Annotated in this window: 17 protein-coding genes, 1 tRNA gene and 2 pseudogenes; 13 read left to right on the top strand and 7 right to left on the bottom strand. The window is 50.2% G+C overall.

Annotated elements, in window-relative coordinates; all coding sequences use genetic code 11:
* Nucleotides 1-210: 210 nt before the first annotated feature.
* From On2M_RS20750 to On2M_RS20730, 5 genes and pseudogenes are all read right to left on the bottom strand, one after another.
* Nucleotides 211-2,400: a DEAD/DEAH box helicase gene (locus tag On2M_RS20750; RefSeq protein WP_210905397.1), complete on the bottom strand. Its 2,190-nt coding sequence runs from the start codon at nt 2,398-2,400 to the stop codon at nt 211-213.
* Complete coding sequence (abpA, locus tag On2M_RS20745; protein ID WP_210905396.1) at nt 2,397-4,013, bottom strand: dsDNA nuclease domain-containing protein; 1,617 nt, start codon at nt 4,011-4,013, stop codon at nt 2,397-2,399. The genes On2M_RS20750 and abpA overlap by 4 nt, the downstream gene beginning before the upstream one ends.
* A 209-nt stretch (nt 4,014-4,222) precedes the next feature.
* Nucleotides 4,223-4,345: pseudogene (locus On2M_RS20740) on the bottom strand (IS3 family transposase); the annotation flags it as partial.
* Complete coding sequence (locus tag On2M_RS20735; RefSeq protein ID WP_210905395.1) at nt 4,333-6,258, bottom strand: DUF262 domain-containing protein; 1,926 nt, start codon at nt 6,256-6,258, stop codon at nt 4,333-4,335. The pseudogene On2M_RS20740 and the gene On2M_RS20735, both read right to left, overlap by 13 nt.
* Nucleotides 6,245-7,585: a DUF262 domain-containing protein gene (locus On2M_RS20730; RefSeq protein ID WP_210905394.1), complete on the bottom strand. Its 1,341-nt coding sequence runs from the start codon at nt 7,583-7,585 to the stop codon at nt 6,245-6,247. Before On2M_RS20730 ends, On2M_RS20735 begins: the two co-directional genes overlap by 14 nt.
* 532 nt (nt 7,586-8,117) lie before the next feature.
* Here On2M_RS20730 and On2M_RS20725 point away from each other — a divergent pair.
* The 12 genes and pseudogenes from On2M_RS20725 (at nt 8,118) to On2M_RS20670 (ending at nt 14,596) form a co-directional block, all read left to right on the top strand.
* On the top strand, nt 8,118-8,981 hold the full coding sequence (locus On2M_RS20725; protein WP_181553985.1) for a GTPase family protein: 864 nt from the start codon (nt 8,118-8,120) through the stop codon (nt 8,979-8,981).
* 95 nt (nt 8,982-9,076) lie between these two features.
* Nucleotides 9,077-9,901, top strand: coding sequence for a DUF932 domain-containing protein (locus tag On2M_RS20720; protein ID WP_210905393.1), 825 nt, complete (start codon nt 9,077-9,079; stop codon nt 9,899-9,901).
* Between the two features lie 208 nt (nt 9,902-10,109).
* Nucleotides 10,110-10,820, top strand: a complete 711-nt coding sequence (locus On2M_RS20715; RefSeq protein WP_210905392.1) for a DeoR family transcriptional regulator — start codon at nt 10,110-10,112, stop codon at nt 10,818-10,820.
* A 25-nt stretch (nt 10,821-10,845) separates the two neighbouring features.
* Entirely contained in the window at nt 10,846-11,382 is a 537-nt protein-coding gene (locus tag On2M_RS20710) for a DUF4339 domain-containing protein (protein ID WP_210905391.1), read from the top strand.
* 41 nt (nt 11,383-11,423) lie between these two features.
* Nucleotides 11,424-11,861 carry a hypothetical protein gene (locus On2M_RS20705; protein WP_181553989.1) on the top strand — a complete coding sequence of 146 codons (438 nt, stop codon included), beginning with the start codon at nt 11,424-11,426 and terminating at the stop codon, nt 11,859-11,861.
* A 66-nt stretch (nt 11,862-11,927) separates the two neighbouring features.
* Complete coding sequence (locus On2M_RS20700; RefSeq protein WP_116605315.1) at nt 11,928-12,338, top strand: hypothetical protein; 411 nt, start codon at nt 11,928-11,930, stop codon at nt 12,336-12,338.
* Nucleotides 12,339-12,415: 77 nt separating this feature from the next.
* On the top strand, nt 12,416-12,652 hold the full coding sequence (locus On2M_RS20695) for a DUF905 domain-containing protein (protein WP_181553990.1): 237 nt from the start codon (nt 12,416-12,418) through the stop codon (nt 12,650-12,652).
* Between the two features lie 67 nt (nt 12,653-12,719).
* Nucleotides 12,720-13,178, top strand: coding sequence for an antirestriction protein (locus On2M_RS20690; protein ID WP_181553991.1), 459 nt, complete (start codon nt 12,720-12,722; stop codon nt 13,176-13,178).
* 8 nt (nt 13,179-13,186) lie between these two features.
* Nucleotides 13,187-13,668 (top strand): annotated as a pseudogene (radC, locus tag On2M_RS20685) (DNA repair protein RadC).
* Nucleotides 13,669-13,676: 8 nt separating this feature from the next.
* Nucleotides 13,677-13,898, top strand: a complete 222-nt coding sequence (locus tag On2M_RS20680; RefSeq protein ID WP_047062281.1) for a DUF987 domain-containing protein — start codon at nt 13,677-13,679, stop codon at nt 13,896-13,898.
* A gap of 18 nt (nt 13,899-13,916) precedes the next feature.
* Complete coding sequence (locus On2M_RS20675) at nt 13,917-14,234, top strand: type IV toxin-antitoxin system YeeU family antitoxin (protein WP_181553993.1); 318 nt, start codon at nt 13,917-13,919, stop codon at nt 14,232-14,234.
* A gap of 20 nt (nt 14,235-14,254) precedes the next feature.
* On the top strand, nt 14,255-14,596 hold the full coding sequence (locus On2M_RS20670) for a TA system toxin CbtA family protein (RefSeq protein WP_181553994.1): 342 nt from the start codon (nt 14,255-14,257) through the stop codon (nt 14,594-14,596).
* Between the two features lie 161 nt (nt 14,597-14,757).
* Here On2M_RS20670 and On2M_RS20665 read toward each other — a convergent pair.
* Nucleotides 14,758-14,833 (bottom strand) — tRNA-Ile (locus On2M_RS20665).
* Nucleotides 14,834-14,958: 125 nt separating this feature from the next.
* On the opposite strand from On2M_RS20665, the gene mug reads away from it, so the two are divergent.
* Nucleotides 14,959-15,465: a G/U mismatch-specific DNA glycosylase gene (gene mug, locus On2M_RS20660; RefSeq protein WP_187259032.1), complete on the top strand. Its 507-nt coding sequence runs from the start codon at nt 14,959-14,961 to the stop codon at nt 15,463-15,465.
* A gap of 45 nt (nt 15,466-15,510) precedes the next feature.
* Here the strand turns inward: mug and rpoD are convergent, their stop codons facing one another.
* The gene (gene rpoD, locus On2M_RS20655) at nt 15,511-17,355 is read right to left on the bottom strand and encodes an RNA polymerase sigma factor RpoD (protein ID WP_151217760.1); all 1,845 of its coding nucleotides are present in this window, start codon (nt 17,353-17,355) and stop codon (nt 15,511-15,513) included.
* Between the last annotated feature and the right edge of the window lie 115 nt (nt 17,356-17,470).

The raw sequence follows: 17,470 nt of genomic DNA, 5'->3' as shown, positions 1-17,470 counted from the left end.
TTCTCATAGGGCGGATCCCCCCCATACGGTTTTTTCGGCGTGATGCGGTGTATGATAATTAGCTTCAAACTCTGTGTTACCGTCAATTAGCAAGCTCAATAGCAAGCTCAATAGCAAGCGAGGTGAACTAAGATTCGGTCAAAGCCATTATTAACAGGACGGTAAGCAACTAACGGTTTATACCGACCAAGGAACACAAACGCACTTAAATCAATGTTGTTCAATACCGAGCGCGCGCCTGATGAACGTCTGATCCACGTACCCAATCGATCGACTCCAAATGTCCTGAGTATCCCGAAGATACTGGCACAACTCATCCACATCAGCCTGATCAGAAAATTCCAGCAAGTCGACCAGTCGGTGTAACGTCTGAATGGGAATGCCAATCTCTTCCAAGGCATTGACACCTGGCGGTAGGTGGAAGCTTTCGAACGCCAATTTGACATGCGTGTAATCGACTTTGCTGCGTATACCACGCTTTAAAACGTGGTGTTTAACTACATCCTCCATCAAGCTGAGCACCTTAGGTAGGGTATAACCGAAGGTATTGGTGATGAGCTTCAAATCATTGTTGAGGGCAATGGAAAGAGTATGTTTCTCCCCTTCAGAAACCCACTGTCGTGCATAATCGATCTGATTTTTCAGATATTCCGAATAACTTTCAGCACTTAAATAGCCGGCAAGTTTTGCGATCATGACATCCGTAGGCTTAACAGGGACCCCATTGCGACTGAACGTATGGGGAACCAGTTTGGCAATGATATTTGCAAAGGTCTTGAGGAAGTTTGTCGCGGGAGTCCAGTGAAACACTAACGAGGAAAATTCGTTATCGTCCATCATCTCGAACATGCTTTGCAGCATTTCGAACTGCTCGACACGGAAGTACGAATGCTTCTTCACAAGGTCGATGGAAACACGGTCGTTTATGAAAACCTCATCAAAGCGATCCTGTGAAAACTCGGACAAGTGGTCTGGTTGAACGCTGGCTAACAGGTTGATTGGGGTATCAATGTCCTGAATACCGAGCGGAATATCCACCTCTTGATTGAGATTGTCTTCCGGGATTTCCTCCAGGCAAAAGATTTTGCCGACGAAGTGAACGCCCATGCGCCCGGCGCGACCTTTGATGTTCCCATGGGTGAATTTGTCAATGCTGCGAGTTCCATCGCGGTTGTCGTAGATCACAACGTTCTTAGCGATAGTGTTGACTCCTTCAATGATCGTGGAGGTGCAGAGCAAAAAGCGCAGTTTTCCAGCATTGAATTGGTCGGCAGTGTATTGCTGCAGTGCCCTCGGTAGCGCGCCAAAATGCAAGCCAATACCGTTTCTAAGGGCGACTGTGTAATCCCAGTCGGCATCGAACTCTTCGCTGACCCAGTCGACATGGGGATTCTCAGTCGGAGTGCCATGCCCAAGCCTGATCAACTCGCGCGCCACCAGGCCCGCAACAGTTGGTGACTTGCAATAAATGATCGTTGCGTCGACGCATGCGTGCGCGATTTCCCCCAGCGCTTTGAGCTTGGTTTTGTCGTCATTCGCTTTGATGCCGAACGTCTTAACATCTAGCGCCACTGTATTGAAGTCGGTAGAAACGAAAGTATGCGGATACCCAAGTCTTTCGAGACCGCGAATGCTGTTAACGAACGGTCCCGTCAGGTAAAACTGCCTGGAGACCTTAAGCAGTTTGCTTAACGCAATGTTGAGCTCAATGACTCGTTCGTCTTGATGATCAATGTCCCCGCTTTTCAGTTGTCGGAACGCCAACTTGTAAAACTCGTCAATGACGAAGAGGTCAATGTCGACGATGTCGTCACGCTCGTTCACTCTCTCCTGAGTTAACACGTAAACAGCCTGATCGGAATGGCACACTTGGGAACTGTGGTGGATGATCTGATATCGGTCACCGAATCGCTCTTGCAGTCGGCGACGGGTTTCGTCGGCAAGAGCCACGGTTGGAACAACCAGAACAAGCCGTTTCAAAGTTCCCATGCCGAGCAATGAATCGACGATTGCGCTTTTGCCCATGCTTGTAGGTGCACTCAGCACCACGTTTTGACCAGACTTGAGCAGATCGAATATGTGGAACTGCATTGAGTGGAAAACATAACCATCCGAGAATGGCGTCCGGTATAGCTCAAGCACCCTCAGGTCATCCGGTGTCAGGCTGGTGAACTCCTTTTTGAGATACGGGAACAAACCTGATTTTCTCACCATATTTTTCAAAATTGTGGTGTGCTCGGAAAACCGCTCGCGCGAATCGAGAGCTCGCACGATCAAATCCCGTCCCAAGTCATACGAAACAGGGTTAGACAACAGCTTGTTAACCGCAAACAGATAATTGAACGATGAGAAGTCCTCACCCTGCAGGCTATGTTTCGCCTGTTCATAGATCTCTGTCATACGACCTCTCTCACCTTCTCATCAACTAATTGGGTTAACCGCTCAAGACTCGGGGCTGGATAAATGAATACGTGGATGCAAAGATTCGCAAACGGCGAATCCTCGATAAGGTCAGCCGCGAATTTTTCGAATAGCGCCGTCGTTTCCTTCTCTAGGTCACCCTCGAACCCCGGCGTTTCAGGCTCCGTTAGCAGCCTGGAGTCGTAGCCCACGAACAGAACAAACGTGAAACGATCGAGGTGAGCATCGAAAGGTTGGCTGCCATCAAGAATTTCGTCAATGTCGTGGCGAAGCAGGTAGTTATCGTCTTTAATGTCGAGGATCTTTCTGCGTGCTGTGTCGATGCAATCCGAAATGTCCTCGTACAACCGATCCCGTAACTCCGGCAGTCTGACGGCAATGTCAATATCAGTCACCAACTCGCTGAAGCCAATCCAAAGCTGATCGCCTTCTGGATCGCGGCGAACGATATGCACGTTTTCAAGAATTTTTTCGGCCCCTGCTTTTTCCACGTATAGCATGCAAGGGATAGGCTGGCTTTGGTGGTGCTGCCGGATCGTTGCATGCAACAACACTCGACCCAAGAATTCGCTGACGTCATTGAGCGATTTGAAGACTGAATTCTTTAGTCGTTCTCGCTTTTCAATGAGTGTCAGTTTATGAATATCAGACATTTCTTTTGGTCGGAGAAATACCTCATCCAACCATTGGCAGACGTTATCCGCGATGTACTTGTAGCGGTATTTCTTAAGCGAGTACTGCTGATGTAGAACCTGGCCTTTACGCTTAGCACAGACCGAAGCCAGAGGTGCTCTAAATGGCGTAAGGATGTGGGGTAAGTCCCGTTTGACGTAGATTTTGCGACCTGACCGAGACTGGTCATCTTCGACACGCTGCTTGAACCACTCAAGTAGTTCTGGTCGTAAGTAGGACTTGTCATCCACACTGTTAATGCGTCGAGAATGCTCGCCCTTGCGCGTCACAGTATCAAGGATTCGGCACCAAATTTCTTCGGCAACGGTTTCGGAACTGAGAATGACCCCATGTAGATCTTGGGAGGCCAGTCGTATGTTTTTGATCCCTAGAAGTTCCAGTTCTCGCAGGGATGAAAACACTTCCCATGTAGCCGCATCGATCCAATCTGAAACGCTTATACCTGAGTCTGTTAAATAATTGTTTGTGCGTTTGTTGAGATCATCGATGAGTTCCTGTCTACCTGGCTTATCTAGTCGGGCGTTTGGGTTGATCGTCAGATACTCAAGGGTTTTGTTGACCTTTTCCTCTGTGACGATGGAGTACCTACGTCCAAGGGACAGGTCAGACTCACACTGCATTGATTTGTGCAAAATTGAACTGCAGGGGATCGTCTTTTTATCAGCACCTTTTGAATTCTGAACGATGTCCGAAACGTTCCAACGTGTTTTGCCCGTGCTTTTTACCTGAACGAAGTCGATGTATCTATCAGATACAATGTCGATATCGTCTGTGACCTCGCAGCGTACACTGCGGATAGTCTTGTCACGAAGCATTCGGGTGACATGGTAAGCGGCTACGCAGTCCTGAAATAAGAAACCGTGCTTGGCGGCTACCCCGCCTGAATCGTTCGACTCCATTTAGATATCCGTGACAATTTTGCGAAAATTAAGGAGATGTTATGACACAGTCCAATCGGATCACTGCATCATCACCAGTGATCTAAATACTTCACAGCCATTCTCGATCGCAGGTATCAAGCTTTTCAGGATTCCACAAATATTGGAACCCTGACGTCTAATTTGGTTATATAACATACTGTCCCAATTGACGTAAGGTAGGCACAGCCTTAATCAAGGTTTTGGTTTTCAAATAGTTCAGAGCTGAGACTGCCAACGGCACTATGGCACCGCCAGCGATTGTAATCACACTTGATATTATAAAACACAGTTGCACGCATTATTTCCTGGTTGGTAAGGTCATATCTCGATGCTCTTTGAGCAATGTCAACATCGCGTGTTCATGGCTTTCTATGTTGTTGATGCCTTGCCCATCCGGACCCCACTCCTTATAGCTCATCATGATGGCTTGTTTTAGACTCTCTGCTCGTTCTGTTTCGACGTAGAATTTTTTCTTGTCTGCTGGTGAATAATTACTAAGTCTCGAGTTACTGCTTGGTGAGATCAGGCAGAGGTTACCGAAACGATGGACATCATCCCCCATTTTGTTTGCGCCAGAGGGATCTGTTTGAGGAAAGTAGTGCTCAACCGATGTTCGGCTCGGTGAAAACTGGAAACCGTCAAAATGCTTCTTAATCTCGGGATTATTAAGCCCTTTACCATCAAATGATTGGCCAGCATTAAGATTACGCCACAAACGATAATCGAGTAAATTGAACACAAAGTTCTGCACACTGGTACCACGATGCAGAGCTTCGACATTGAATTGTTCCGTTTCACCACAAATCTCTGACAGGAACTCGTGGCTGAGTTGTTCAAGTTCCCTGAGGTAAGCAGCTCCGTCAACACTAAGTTGGTCCGAAGTCAGGGTATTCAAAATGGCCAGCGAGCGATTGAGCCATCGCTTGTAAACATAGGCAGGGTGGGAGACATGGAACATCGACAAAATCATCGCTAGTTGTTTATTTACACCAGACAGTTCATCTTGATCGAAAGAGTTGTTATAGCTGAAGCTCGAACTCCTGTCTCTGGCATAGTACTCAAGCGTCAGCAGGCTCCACTTCTCAGCCTGATCGCGCTTAATGATATAGCGATCAAACAAGACCCTAAACTTCAGCAAGTTAAAAGCAAACTGAGTGATTTTTTTTCGGTCATTTTTTATGATTTCAAATGCCTGAAGTAGCTTTTTATCGTCCAAAGACACGTCAATATCCACTGTCACTTTTAGTACATGCAGTAGGAAGTTGGAGAAATCGATAATCGAATCAAAACGCTGCTCTTTTGCTTTTTCATCGTTGTCACCAGTGTGATGAAAGCGTCGTCTTTCGATAATATCCCGTATAGTCAGCTTTTCGTCTGTATCACGATTAGTTTCTACCGCGCATTTTATTACCTCAAAACTCGCCGGAAATCCTAACCACTGCTCACCAAATAATGCTTTGCGAGCCTCTGAGCTAAAGCTCAGTTGCACATATCGGTTCATATCTGCGCAGGCATCCCATATGGCAGAAAAGCCGTTTCTTGCGGCAGTATCAGCGTTGTAAACTGACATCAAATTCGCTTTCAACACTTCGTGTTTTTCTAGCTGTTCACCACGGTTATTCATGATCTCAAAGTAGTGGTTGAGATCAGTCCCTGTTGGCACCGGAACCCGCAAAATAGTGACGTGCTGGAGTAGATATCGGCAAAAGTTGTTGATGTCGATATTCTCTTTCTCAAAGTAGCGTTCAATAATAGTAAACGCCGCTCGGATTGAGGGTTCTTCAGGATCATTGCTCTGAACCTGTTGAAACAGGTTATTTAGCGTTCGGGCTGATTTAGGACGGCTGTCAAAGTCGAGATTTAGGTGAAGCAGGGATAAATCTTGTTCGCTGCAGCAAGCAACTTTTTTTAAGTATGCGAGCAAAATCGACAGCGTTGTGTACCTTTGCTGTCCATCAATCGTTTCATAAACTATTACGCCTTGGTGTGCGCTATCAGCGCCATCTCGGACATATACCACCAAGCTGCCCAGATAGTATTTCGCGTCTTCCTGTTGCTCTGCATTTTTAAGGGCTTCAGCAGCATCGGCAATGTCCCGAATGAGCTGTTCAATCTCCTGCGCGCCCCAGGCGTAGTTACGCTGATAAATAGGGATAACATAATGGCTATTAGCGCTGAATAACTGTTCGATGGTCAGCAAGGCTAAATCGTTACTCAGTGGCATGTACATCTCCCTGCATCTGAGCGATTGAATCTTCTACGGGTTTGGCATTTTGAAAACGAATGTTTATACAACGCTTTGGCTGAAAGCGTAGGACTTGTTGTGGGTGGATCGCTTTATCGAGCACTCTCAATAGTCCTCGGGGCTCACGCGCATAACCATCAACACTGTCCATGCCGATTTTTTGATATTGCAAGCGCAAGTAGTAACTCCAACAAAAACAGACTGTTGCGGCTTGAATTAATTCTTTATCGCCAAACTTATCGTAATAGGCCATCACTGCACACATAAAGAGATTTTTAATATACATATCCCCTTTGCGTGAACTGCCAGCGTAACGGGTATGTTTTTTTAAGAAATTGCCAAGCAGCGCCTTGTCACCTTCAAATAGGGTGTGATGTAGGGATTTGTAGTGCTGGATATACTCAAAAAAGCGCTTTCCGTTAATTATTAACTGATTAACCTGAAACGGATAAGGTTTATTCTGCTTGTCCCACTTCCTGATAGGGTCGTTATTGTAGTGCTCAACCGCAAAATCCAGGGCGAGCAGAGACTGCAGATAGTGGTAATCAGAGGTGGAAAGGTTGACGCCTTTGAACACCTCAAGATTGTGGCGGCTGAACTGCACGCCATAATCGCCATCCAGCCATCGGCGCAGGCGGAACAAATACTCGCCCATAATGAGGTGAAGGTTAGTGGATTCATCATCCGGACTGACTCCTTGCTCCCATAGGCTAACGTGGTGTAGTCGTTCCGCTTGCTCTGTAGCATCCATCATTTCGCGCAAATGGTATGCCTTTAGCAAGTCATGGGGCGCGAGGGCCTTCCCCCTGGCATTTTGCGAGTCGAAAAACTGAAAGGCTTCGCTCAAATCATCGAGCGTCACTTCGATCAGTTCACACTTGTCACACACGAAGTGAAGTAGTGTTTTGCGTTCGTTATCATTTAGTCCCACAAGGCGGTTCTCAATGACTTTGGCATTGTGCTCAAGGTTATTGATGCTAACCCTTGAAGCAAAAGATTGTTCCAACAGGGGCGTTGAAAACTCACCACTCTGATCGAGCACTGAGCAAAGCAAGGTTAAGGTCAGAAGGCGCTGCTGACCATCAACGATATTGAGCTCACCTGCATAAGCTGGCTTTAATTTATCCCTGTGCAACACCACAGTCCCAAGGCGGTAGCTCTGATTATTTCGGTGGGTTAACACATCATCAATTAGTTGATTGACGTGTTTTTGTTGCCACTTGTAGGGGCGCTGGTATGACGGAATAGCGAGGCGCTGCTCTAGCAGCATCCGCGTTTTTTTTACCTGATAGGATACAGTTCCCATGACTACAATGCCTGCTCAACAATCGCATTTGCTGGTTGGAGTTGGGTATTCTGGTTGGCTCCTTGACAAGTTTTTCGCGTATCCCTGAGGATCATTATCTCATTTCCTTTTTGTTTTAGGCGGATTCAAGTTCGAAGATAAACGTTAAGCCGCCCATTATCGTCATGCTAATATTGCCGATGACTACATGTTCCTCAGACACTGGATCAGTCTGCTGCTTCGCGCGCTCAGATAAGCTAATCGTAGCTAAGTATCTTTCCTCAAAGCATTACACGGCCGTTCTCAGATGAGAACTATAAAACCTTGCGGCCCAATGCCCCTCGGGCAATTTGCTCTTATCCACTGATCTGGTTTGCGGAGGAGGGAGCCAAGATAACCTAACTACTCAGGGAGCGGGATCAAAGGCGCAGTGACTTAACGCTTACCTTAATTCAAATTATTTTCAGATATATATCATTCTTCTGAACATACCTGATCAACGGCAGAATCTCACGATTCTGCCGTTTTTGTATTATTTTTCAGAGGAGTAGCAATGAACAATTCTGAAGGTTTGAAGTCGTTTCGGCAATCGCTTTCTGGTCTGCCACAGTGGGCATCAGAGCGGATTCTGCAGCAAATAAACCAGTTAACCGACTACGAGCCAGTAATAGGCATTATGGGCAAAACCGGTGCAGGTAAATCCAGTCTGTGCAACGCTCTGTTTGCCGGTGAGGTATCACCCGTTAGTGATGTGGCGGCCTGTACCCGTGAGCCACTGCGCTTTCGGCTGCAGGTGGGAGATCGTGTGATGACCCTGGTGGATTTACCCGGTGTCGGGGAAAGTCGTTCACGCGATGCGGAATATGCTGCACTTTACCGTCAGCAACTTCCCCGGCTCGACCTGGTGCTGTGGTTGATTAAGGCCGATGATCGAGCACTAGCGGTGGATGAACATTTTTACCGGCAGGTGATTGGTGAAGCATACCGGCATAAGGTGTTGTTTGTCATCAGTCAGTCCGACAAGGTTGAACCCACCAGCGGTGGTGAAAAGCTGTCTTCAGAGCAGAAACAAAATATCAGCCGCAAAATCTGTCTACTGCATGAGTTGTTCCAACCTGTAAACCCTGTCTGTGCGGTGTCGGTACGTTTGCAATGGGGGCTGCGGGTAATGGCTGAACGGATGATTCATTGCCTGCCGCGGGAGGCCAGTAGTCCGGTGGCGGTACAGCTTAGTGATCCACTTCGTACCGATGCCATTAATAAAAAAGCCCTTGACGATTTTGGTGAAACGGTCGGCTCGGTGTTGGACACAGTAAGTTCCATGCCCCTGATACCGTCCCCGGTTCGGACTGTCATCCAGTCTGTACGCGACATCGTGGTATCGGTCGCTCGTGCAGTCTGGAACTTCTTCTTCTGAACATTAACCCTTCTAACCCGTAGGTTCCTGAGCCCTGCCGCGATTGAGCGGTAGGGCTTTTCTGTCTTTATTTTCCCATCATGAGGAGTCTGCTTATGACCCGTCTGGCTTCGCGCTTTGGTGCATCAAATCTTATCCGTCGTGACCGTCCGTTAACCCGCGAAGAGCTATTTCGTGTAGTGCCCAGTGTTTTCAGCGAGGACAAACACGAATCTCGCAGTGAACGGTACACATATATACCCACGATTTCTCTCCTCGACAGTCTGCAGCGCGAAGGCTTTCAGCCCTTCTTTGCCTGTCAGACCAGAGTGCGTGACCCAGGTCGCCGCGAGCACACAAAGCACATGCTGCGCCTGCGTCGGGAGGGGCAAATTACCGGCAAGCAAGTCCCGGAAATCATTCTGCTCAACTCTCATGACGGCACCAGCTCGTATCAGATGCTGCCGGGATTATTCCGCGCGGTATGCCAGAACGGGCTTGTCTGCGGTGAGTCGTTTGGCGAGGTGCGTGTGGCGCACAAAGGAGATGTCGTGAGTCAGGTGATTGAGGGGGCGTATGAAGTACTGGGTATTTTTGACCGTGTGGAAGAGAAGCGGGATGCCATGCAGTCGCTGATGCTGCCGCCACCTGCACAACAGGCTCTGGCACAGGCTGCACTGACGTACCGTTTCGGTGAGGACCACCAGCCGGTGACAGCACCTCAGATACTCTCCCCACGCCGCTGGCAGGATGAGAGCAATGATCTGTGGACCACATATCAGCGTATTCAGGAGAACCTGATTAAGGGCGGGCTCAGTGGTCGGAGTGCGAAAGGCGGGCGAACGCATACCCGCGCCGTGCGTGGTATCGACGGAGATGTGAAGCTCAACCGGGCTCTCTGGGTGATGGCTGAAGCGTTGCTGAGTGGGTTTCAGTCCTGAGCATGTTATCAGCATGTTAGGAAAGGACACTCCCTGTCCGTTTTACCTCCACTGAATTGAGTGTTTTTTCACCGTATTTCACGATGTGCCGCGTCGGGCCTGCTTCCGGTGGCAGATAAAAAATAGTTCATTCCATGTCCATACCCTGTCCGCCCCCCTCTTTAGAATCATTTCATATTCAGTCAGTTAACTATTACGGAGATTTAAGATGACACAGGCAGAGCGCCGTCATGACCGGCTGGCTGTCAGGCTGTCACTGATAATCAGCCGCCTGGTTGCAGGTGAAACGCTGAACATGGCGCGGCTGGCTGCAGAGTTTGGTGTGTCAGTCCGTACCCTGCGACGGGACTTTCGCGAACGGCTGATGTACCTCGACCTTGAGTATCGACGGGGGCAATGCCGCCTGCGCAGTACCGGTGGAGGCGTACAGGGCGAGCTGGATGCGCTGACCTTTGCTCACCGGGCAGGACTGGCCGATATTTTTCCGGGGCTGGACCGGCGTCTGGCGGGCATGCTGCTCACCGCAGGAGGGATGCCCTGCCTGGTGTGGCAGCCCCCACAGTCAGTGTCACCGGCCAGCTCGCTGGTGTTTTACCGCCTCGTCAGTGCCATTACCGCATGCCAGCGGGTACTGCTGCTGGCCGAGGGAGAGCGCTGTGACGGGCTGGCCCCGTACCGCCTGATATCACTCGATGGTTGCTGGTATCTAACAGGTGAACTGAACGGATATATCACCGTGCATCCTCTGACGGCTATTCATGCAGTAACGGTCCTCAATACCACTTTTATCCCGAAAAAACGTCTCAGCCAGCTAACCACACAGGCGGGCTTTATCCGGGCACTTCCGCACTTCAGCTGTATCCGCGAAGTCCTGTCTCCTGGACCCTCTGAGGAGGAGCCGGGCAACACACTGATTTAATTACCTCTGTTAAGAAGGAAAAACAATGACCTGGCATTACGAGAAAAATGGCATACGTCACGACAATGTGACTGAAGACGACATCACCGGCCTGATTATGCGCGGTGAACTGACTGCATCCACTTTGGTATGGCGACAGGGCATGACGGAGTGGCAGCCAATCTCCGCTACCCCGCTGGCTTCGGCGCTGCTCCACAGCACTACACCACCGGCACTGCCAGGAAACCGCATTCCGGGCAGAGTGGTATGGACGCTGGCATTTGCTCCCTTCATTGGTTATGCGCTTGAGCTGTGGACGGCAGGGCTGAACGGAATGTCTTTTGACGAGGCATATGAGGCCGTCTCGGGTGGGCAGTACTGGTTCATCACGCTGCTGCTCAATATCGCACTGGGGTATCTCGATGAACGACGCCTGCGTAAGGCCGGAGTGGATACCACCACGTTCGGCAAACTTGCCTGGCTGGTGCCGTTCTATTTGTGGCGTCGGGCGAAAACCCTCGGTCAGAAACCGGCTTACTTCTGGGTATGGCTTGTGATGCTGGGCCTGACCGTATGGGCCTGAATCACCGCTACCTGATACTTTCTCTGTTAAGGACCAACGTAATGAAAACACTGATTAAAATACTGGGCATTACCGGCAGCCTTCTGCTTTGTGCAGGGGCTCAGGCCCAGCCTTATAACCGGACGCTACCTGCAGTCGTCAATGACAACAACGGGAATATTTTCTGGTGTGATGCGCATCGTCAGGTTACCGGAAAATGCGAAGCCATGTCTGTTGACCGTCTGGGCGGGATGGTCACGGTGCGTTCAGCACCCTTTAAAGACTGCGAAGGCGGCCTGTGGGGCTGGATAACTATTATGCACAACGATGTGTCGAAGGGATTCACCATTACTCCGGACAAGAAATTCGGTCTCACCGTAAAAGACCTGTGCCGTCCGGGCACGGTAGTGACCTTTAAGCCCAACCAGAAGAAGCCGGCATATGACGACCTGGTGGCGCTGTACCAGGGCAAAGAGCTGTTTCGCTACCGGCGCTTCTGATAACACCCGATATCAACCTCCTTCATTTTGCCCGACAGTGGGCTGGATTAATTCAGGAAGAAAACCATGCTGAAAATAATGACCTCTGCTGTACCCGCCTTCATTCTGTCACTTGCCGCATTCAGTGCCGGTGCTGCTCAGCTTCCGGCAAGCCTGATGGATAAAGACAATCCTGGTCAGGAGTACTGGTGCCAGGGAAACGACATCAACACCTCCATGTGCTCACTGACCGGTGTCAGCGACGACCATAAATTTGCTCTGATTCAGGATTTGCCCGGTCCAGCCTGTGAAGATTTAAGTTTCGGGATTATTGACCTGGTATTTAACACCGGACTTAACATCCCTTATGACGGTGGTGACTGCAAGGGAGATGTAAAGGCCGGGTTTGTTCGTGGCACAAAAGATAATGCCCTGTATGTGAAGATTGTCCGGGGCAGCAAAACTTTGCGCCTGTATAAGGTGCAGACGGGTTTTTGATAATCACCCCACACCTGCATACTCCCATAGCCCCTGACGCATCTGCGTCAGGGGCTTTTGCTTTTAAGGTACACCGAATGTCTGAATCTCATATGCTGCCACCGGGACCTTTCACCCGACAGCAGGCCGACGCTATTACCAGCCGGTATCAAAACGTCGCTATAGAAGATGACCAGTGCAGTCACTTCCGCCTGGTAGTTCGTGACTCTGAAGGTCGAATGGTCTGGCGTGCGTGGAGCTTTGAAACCGATGCCGGTGAAGGACTTAACCGCTATATCCGCAAGCCAGGCATCCTCAGAGCATCCTCCTGCTGATCACACCCCTGCATATTCCCATACGCCAGCCATCGTCGCTGGCGTTTTTTATTGACGGAGAATATCCATGACGACACAAACGCAAGGCGAATTGGTGCCCGCTAATGAACCTCAATTTGACCTCACTGCAACACCAGTACCTGACGAACAGCGTCTTGATTTCTGGCCGCTGTACTTTGGCACTATCCCGCAGTGGATAACGCTGGAACCCCGCATTTTCGCCTGGATGGACCGCTTCTGTGATGAGTACAGCGGTGGTATCTGGTCCTTTTACACGCTCAGCAATGGCGGAGCGTTTATGGCTCCCGATGCTGAGGGGGACGATAAATGGCATCTTTTCAACAGCATGAACGGTAATGGTGCGCAAATGAGCGCAGAAGCCGCAGGTATCGCTGTCTGCCTGATTGAATACAGCCATCACGCCTGTCGCACCGAATGCGATGCCATGACGGAGCACTATTACCGCCTGCGGGATTACGCCCTGCAGCACCCTGAATCCAGCGCCATTTTGCGCATTATTGATTAAGGATATTCATGATGGAACAGCCACTTATCCCACAGGCACCGGCACTTCCACTGACCGCACAACGTACGGTAAAACGCGCCTTAACCCTGCTTGACCGACACCTGCGCGAAACAGGCGTGGCATTTACCTCCACTCAGGCTGCCCGTGACTGGCTGAAACTGAAAATGGCGGGGCTGGAGCGCGAAGAGTTTATGGTGCTGTATCTGAACCAGCAGAACCAGTTGATTGCCCATGAAATCCTGTTTGCCGGTTCTATTAGCAGTACCGAGGTACATCCTCGTGAGGTGGTCAAACGAGCCCTGTATTTCAATGCAGCAGCAGTGAACTGGCGCATAACCACCCCTCCGGCGATACCACGCCCAGCCAGGCAGATAAGACCATCACGCAGCGTTTGGTGCAGGCGCTTCAGCTCGTTGATATCCGTGTGCATGACCACCTTATCGTCGGTGGTACGCAGATATTGTCGTTCGCTGAGCATGGTCTGCTTTGAGGTATTACATGAAAATTATCAGTAAACGCCGGGCGATGACAATTTACCGTCAGCATCCGGCCTCACGCATTTTTCGATACTGCACCGGCAGATACCAGTGGCACGGCAGTGTCTGTCATTACACCGGTAAGGTAGTTCCTGACATTCCCGGCGTGCTGGCGGTATACGCCGAACGCCGCCAGGACTGCAACGGGCCCTATGCCTGTCTGATGAGTATCACTCTGAACTGACAATAAAGGTGGTTATAAATGAGCAACATTACATGGGGCCTGCAGCGGGATACCACGCCGCATCTGGGAGCCCGTCTGGTACAGGAGGGGAACCAACTGCATTATCTGGCTGACCGGGCCAGTATCACCGGTAAATTCAGTGACGCCGAATGCCGGAAGCTGGATGAAACATTCCCGCACTTTATCAGCCAGATGGAATCGATGCTAACCACTGGTGAAATGAATCCCCGCCATGCCCACTGTGTCACCCTGTACCACAACGGTTTCACCTGCGAAGCCGATACACTTGGCAGTTGCGGCTACGTATACATCGCCGTTTACCCCACTCAACGTTAACTAACTCCGCAAGAGCAAACATGAAAACTCTACCTGCTACAATTTCGCGGGCGGCGAAGCCCTGTCTGTCGCCCGTTGCAGTCTGGCAAATATTACTGACACGCCTGCTGGAACAGCACTATGGCCTGACACTGAACGACACGCCGTTCGGTGATGAAACTGTTATTAAGGAACATATTGATGCTGGGATTACCCTGGCTGATGCAGTCAACTTCCTGGTGGATAAGTACGAACTGGTTCGTATCGATCGCAGGGAGTTTAACTGGCAGGAGCAATCCCCTTATCTTCGGGCGGTAGATATACTGAGAGCACGACAAGCAACTGGCTTGCTGCGACGGAGCCGTAATAATGCTGTATCGTGAATATTACGGGCGGTATTACTGGCTTTTATCACTACTGGGGGATGCATGCAGCGAGATGAAGTGGGCAGGGAGGCAAATCCTTACCTGACCCATTACCTGACCCGATTCGTATAAAATGAAAAAGGAGTCAGACGATTTCTCATCTAACTCCTTGATATGTCTGGTGGCCCCTGCTGGACTTGAACCAGCGACCAAGCGATTATGAGTCGCCTGCTCTAACCACTGAGCTAAGGGGCCGTGGCGATGGATTATAAAGTAACTCCGCGTTGCAATCCAGACATAAGCGTACGGATGCTGTTTTTATAAACAATGTATTTTCAGTCCGTTATACTTGTTCCTCTGATGTATTGTTCGGAGTAATTATGGTTAAGGACATACTGGCACCGGGGCTGCGGGTGGTATTTTGTGGCATCAATCCGGGGCTCTCTTCTGCGGGTACAGGATTTCCCTTTGCGCATCCCGCGAATCGCTTCTGGAAAGTCATTCATCAGGCGGGATTTACCGATCGTCAGCTTAAGCCCGAAGAGGCGCAACACCTGCTGGACTTCCGCTGCGGCGTGACGAAATTTGTCGACAGGCCGACGGTACAAGCCAATGAAGTGAAGCTCCTGGAGATGCGTAACGGCGGTCGTCTGCTCATTGAGAAAATAGAAGAGTATCAGCCCGCCGCACTCGCAATCCTCGGTAAGCAGGCATTTGAGCAGGGCCTTAGCCAGCGTGGGGCTCAGTGGGGGAAACAGACGTTGACCATTGGCGCGACGCAAATATGGGTATTGCCGAATCCCAGCGGTTTAAGCCGGATCACGCTGGATAAACTGGTGGAAGCGTATCGGGAAGTGAACGACGCCCTGCTCAGGCGGGGACTATAAAGAAAAACGCCACCTTGCGGTGGCGTTTATGCTTAAGCGGCGAGATTAATCGTCGAGGAAGCTACGCAGTACTTCAGAGCGGCTCGGGTGGCGCAGTTTACGCAGCGCTTTCGCTTCGATCTGACGGATACGTTCGCGGGTAACGTCGAACTGTTTACCGACTTCTTCCAGCGTGTGGTCGGTGTTCATATCGATACCAAAACGCATACGCAGAACTTTCGCTTCACGAGCGGTCAGGCCAGCCAGAACGTCGTGCGTTGCGGCACGCAGGCTCTCGGTAGTCGCAGAGTCCAGCGGCAGCTCGAGGGTGGTATCCTCGATGAAATCACCCAGATGCGAATCTTCATCATCGCCGATCGGCGTTTCCATGGAGATAGGCTCTTTAGCGATCTTCAGCACTTTACGGATCTTGTCTTCCGGCATCAGCATGCGTTCAGCCAGCTCTTCCGGCGTCGGCTCGCGGCCCATCTCTTGCAGCATCTGACGGGAAATACGGTTGAGCTTGTTAATGGTCTCAATCATATGCACCGGGATACGAATGGTACGCGCCTGATCCGCGATAGAACGGGTGATCGCCTGACGGATCCACCAGGTTGCATAGGTGGAGAACTTATAACCACGACGGTATTCAAACTTATCAACCGCTTTCATCAGACCGATGTTGCCTTCCTGAATCAGATCCAGGAACTGCAGACCACGGTTGGTGTATTTCTTGGCGATAGAGATAACCAGACGTAAGTTCGCTTCAACCATCTCTTTTTTCGCACGGCGGGCTTTCGCTTCACCGATGGACATACGACGGTTGATATCTTTAACCTGCTCGATGGTCAGGCCAGTTTCTTCTTCAATCTGCTGCAGTTTCTGCAGGCCGCGCTGAACGTCATCTGCCACATCGTGCAGTTTTTCAGACCACGGCTTGTTCATCGCGATTGCTGCGTTGAACCAGGTTTCGCTGGTTTCATTGCCAGTGAACAGAGTGATGAAGTTTTTCTTCGGCATTTTGCACTGCTCAACGCAGAGCTTCATGATCAGACGTTCCTGAGTACGCACGCGGTCCATCATGACGCGCATGCTGTTTACCAGGTAGTCGAACTGCTTCGGCACCAGGCGGAACTGTTTGAACACTTCAGACAGCTTCTGAATTTCTTCCTGCGCGGCTGCATGGCTGCGGCCTTTCGCTTTGATAGTGTCGCGAGTGATTTCGTACTGAGTACGCAGTTCACCGAATTTCTCACGCGCTAATTCAGGGTCGATGCTGTTGTCATCATCGCTGCTGTCGTCGTCCTCTTCTTCATCTTCGTCTTCATCGTCGTCCATCTCTTCCTGAGAGAGTTCAGAACCGACGTGTGTCGCCGTTGGCGCCATGTCTTCTTCCGCGTTCGGATCGACAAAGCCGGTGATCAGATCGGAAAGACGTGCTTCTTCTGCTTCTACGCGATCGTATTGCTCAAGCAGGTAGGTGATGGCTTCCGGGTATTCGGCAACAGAGCATTGAACCTGGTTAATCCCGTCTTCGATGCGTTTAGCGATGTCGATTTCGCCTTCACGGGTTAACAGTTCAACGGTACCCATTTCACGCATGTACATACGGACCGGGTCCGTTGTACGACCTATTTCAGACTCAACGCTGGACAGAACCTGGGCAGCCGCTTCTTCTGCGTCTTCATCGGTGCTGTTGGAGGTTTCAGCAAGCAGCAGATCATCGGCATCAGGTGCTTCTTCCATCACCTGAATACCCATGTCATTGATCATTTGGATGATGTCTTCGATTTGATCTGAATCGACGATATCTTCCGGCAGATGGTCATTGACCTCGGCATAGGTCAGATAGCCTTGCTCCTTACCACGTTGGACAAGAAGCTTCAGCTGTGACTGCGGGTTTTGCTCCATAAGACGGTATCCACACTTAATTCGTTTGATTGGTGTTGGGCGGTAAAACCGCCAACGGCAAAACGAGGGCATACTTATATTTTGCCGCTGCCTCTCCGTGCGGCTGTCGGGGGCT

Source organism: Citrobacter sp. On2M, from assembly GCF_018035235.1.
GTDB lineage: Bacteria > Pseudomonadota > Gammaproteobacteria > Enterobacterales > Enterobacteriaceae > Citrobacter > Citrobacter meridianamericanus.
Note: the sequence above shows the minus strand (reverse complement) of the source record. Positions and strands in the feature narration are given on the sequence as shown.

Bases quoted from the DNA above. Each gene is read 5' to 3' on its own strand.
- On2M_RS20750 (WP_210905397.1), bottom strand. From the start codon at position 2,400: ATGACAGAGATCTATGAACAGGCGAAACATAGCCTGCAGGGTGAGGAC.
- abpA (WP_210905396.1), bottom strand. From the start codon at position 4,013: ATGGAGTCGAACGATTCAGGCGGGGTAGCCGCCAAGCACGGTTTCTTA.
- On2M_RS20735 (WP_210905395.1), bottom strand. From the start codon at position 6,258: ATGCCACTGAGTAACGATTTAGCCTTGCTGACCATCGAACAGTTATTC.
- On2M_RS20730 (WP_210905394.1), bottom strand. From the start codon at position 7,585: ATGGGAACTGTATCCTATCAGGTAAAAAAAACGCGGATGCTGCTAGAG.
- On2M_RS20725 (WP_181553985.1), top strand. From the start codon at position 8,118: ATGAACAATTCTGAAGGTTTGAAGTCGTTTCGGCAATCGCTTTCTGGT.
- On2M_RS20720 (WP_210905393.1), top strand. From the start codon at position 9,077: ATGACCCGTCTGGCTTCGCGCTTTGGTGCATCAAATCTTATCCGTCGT.
- On2M_RS20715 (WP_210905392.1), top strand. From the start codon at position 10,110: ATGACACAGGCAGAGCGCCGTCATGACCGGCTGGCTGTCAGGCTGTCA.
- On2M_RS20710 (WP_210905391.1), top strand. From the start codon at position 10,846: ATGACCTGGCATTACGAGAAAAATGGCATACGTCACGACAATGTGACT.
- On2M_RS20705 (WP_181553989.1), top strand. From the start codon at position 11,424: ATGAAAACACTGATTAAAATACTGGGCATTACCGGCAGCCTTCTGCTT.
- On2M_RS20700 (WP_116605315.1), top strand. From the start codon at position 11,928: ATGCTGAAAATAATGACCTCTGCTGTACCCGCCTTCATTCTGTCACTT.
- On2M_RS20695 (WP_181553990.1), top strand. From the start codon at position 12,416: ATGTCTGAATCTCATATGCTGCCACCGGGACCTTTCACCCGACAGCAG.
- On2M_RS20690 (WP_181553991.1), top strand. From the start codon at position 12,720: ATGACGACACAAACGCAAGGCGAATTGGTGCCCGCTAATGAACCTCAA.
- On2M_RS20680 (WP_047062281.1), top strand. From the start codon at position 13,677: ATGAAAATTATCAGTAAACGCCGGGCGATGACAATTTACCGTCAGCAT.
- On2M_RS20675 (WP_181553993.1), top strand. From the start codon at position 13,917: ATGAGCAACATTACATGGGGCCTGCAGCGGGATACCACGCCGCATCTG.
- On2M_RS20670 (WP_181553994.1), top strand. From the start codon at position 14,255: ATGAAAACTCTACCTGCTACAATTTCGCGGGCGGCGAAGCCCTGTCTG.
- mug (WP_187259032.1), top strand. From the start codon at position 14,959: ATGGTTAAGGACATACTGGCACCGGGGCTGCGGGTGGTATTTTGTGGC.
- rpoD (WP_151217760.1), bottom strand. From the start codon at position 17,355: ATGGAGCAAAACCCGCAGTCACAGCTGAAGCTTCTTGTCCAACGTGGT.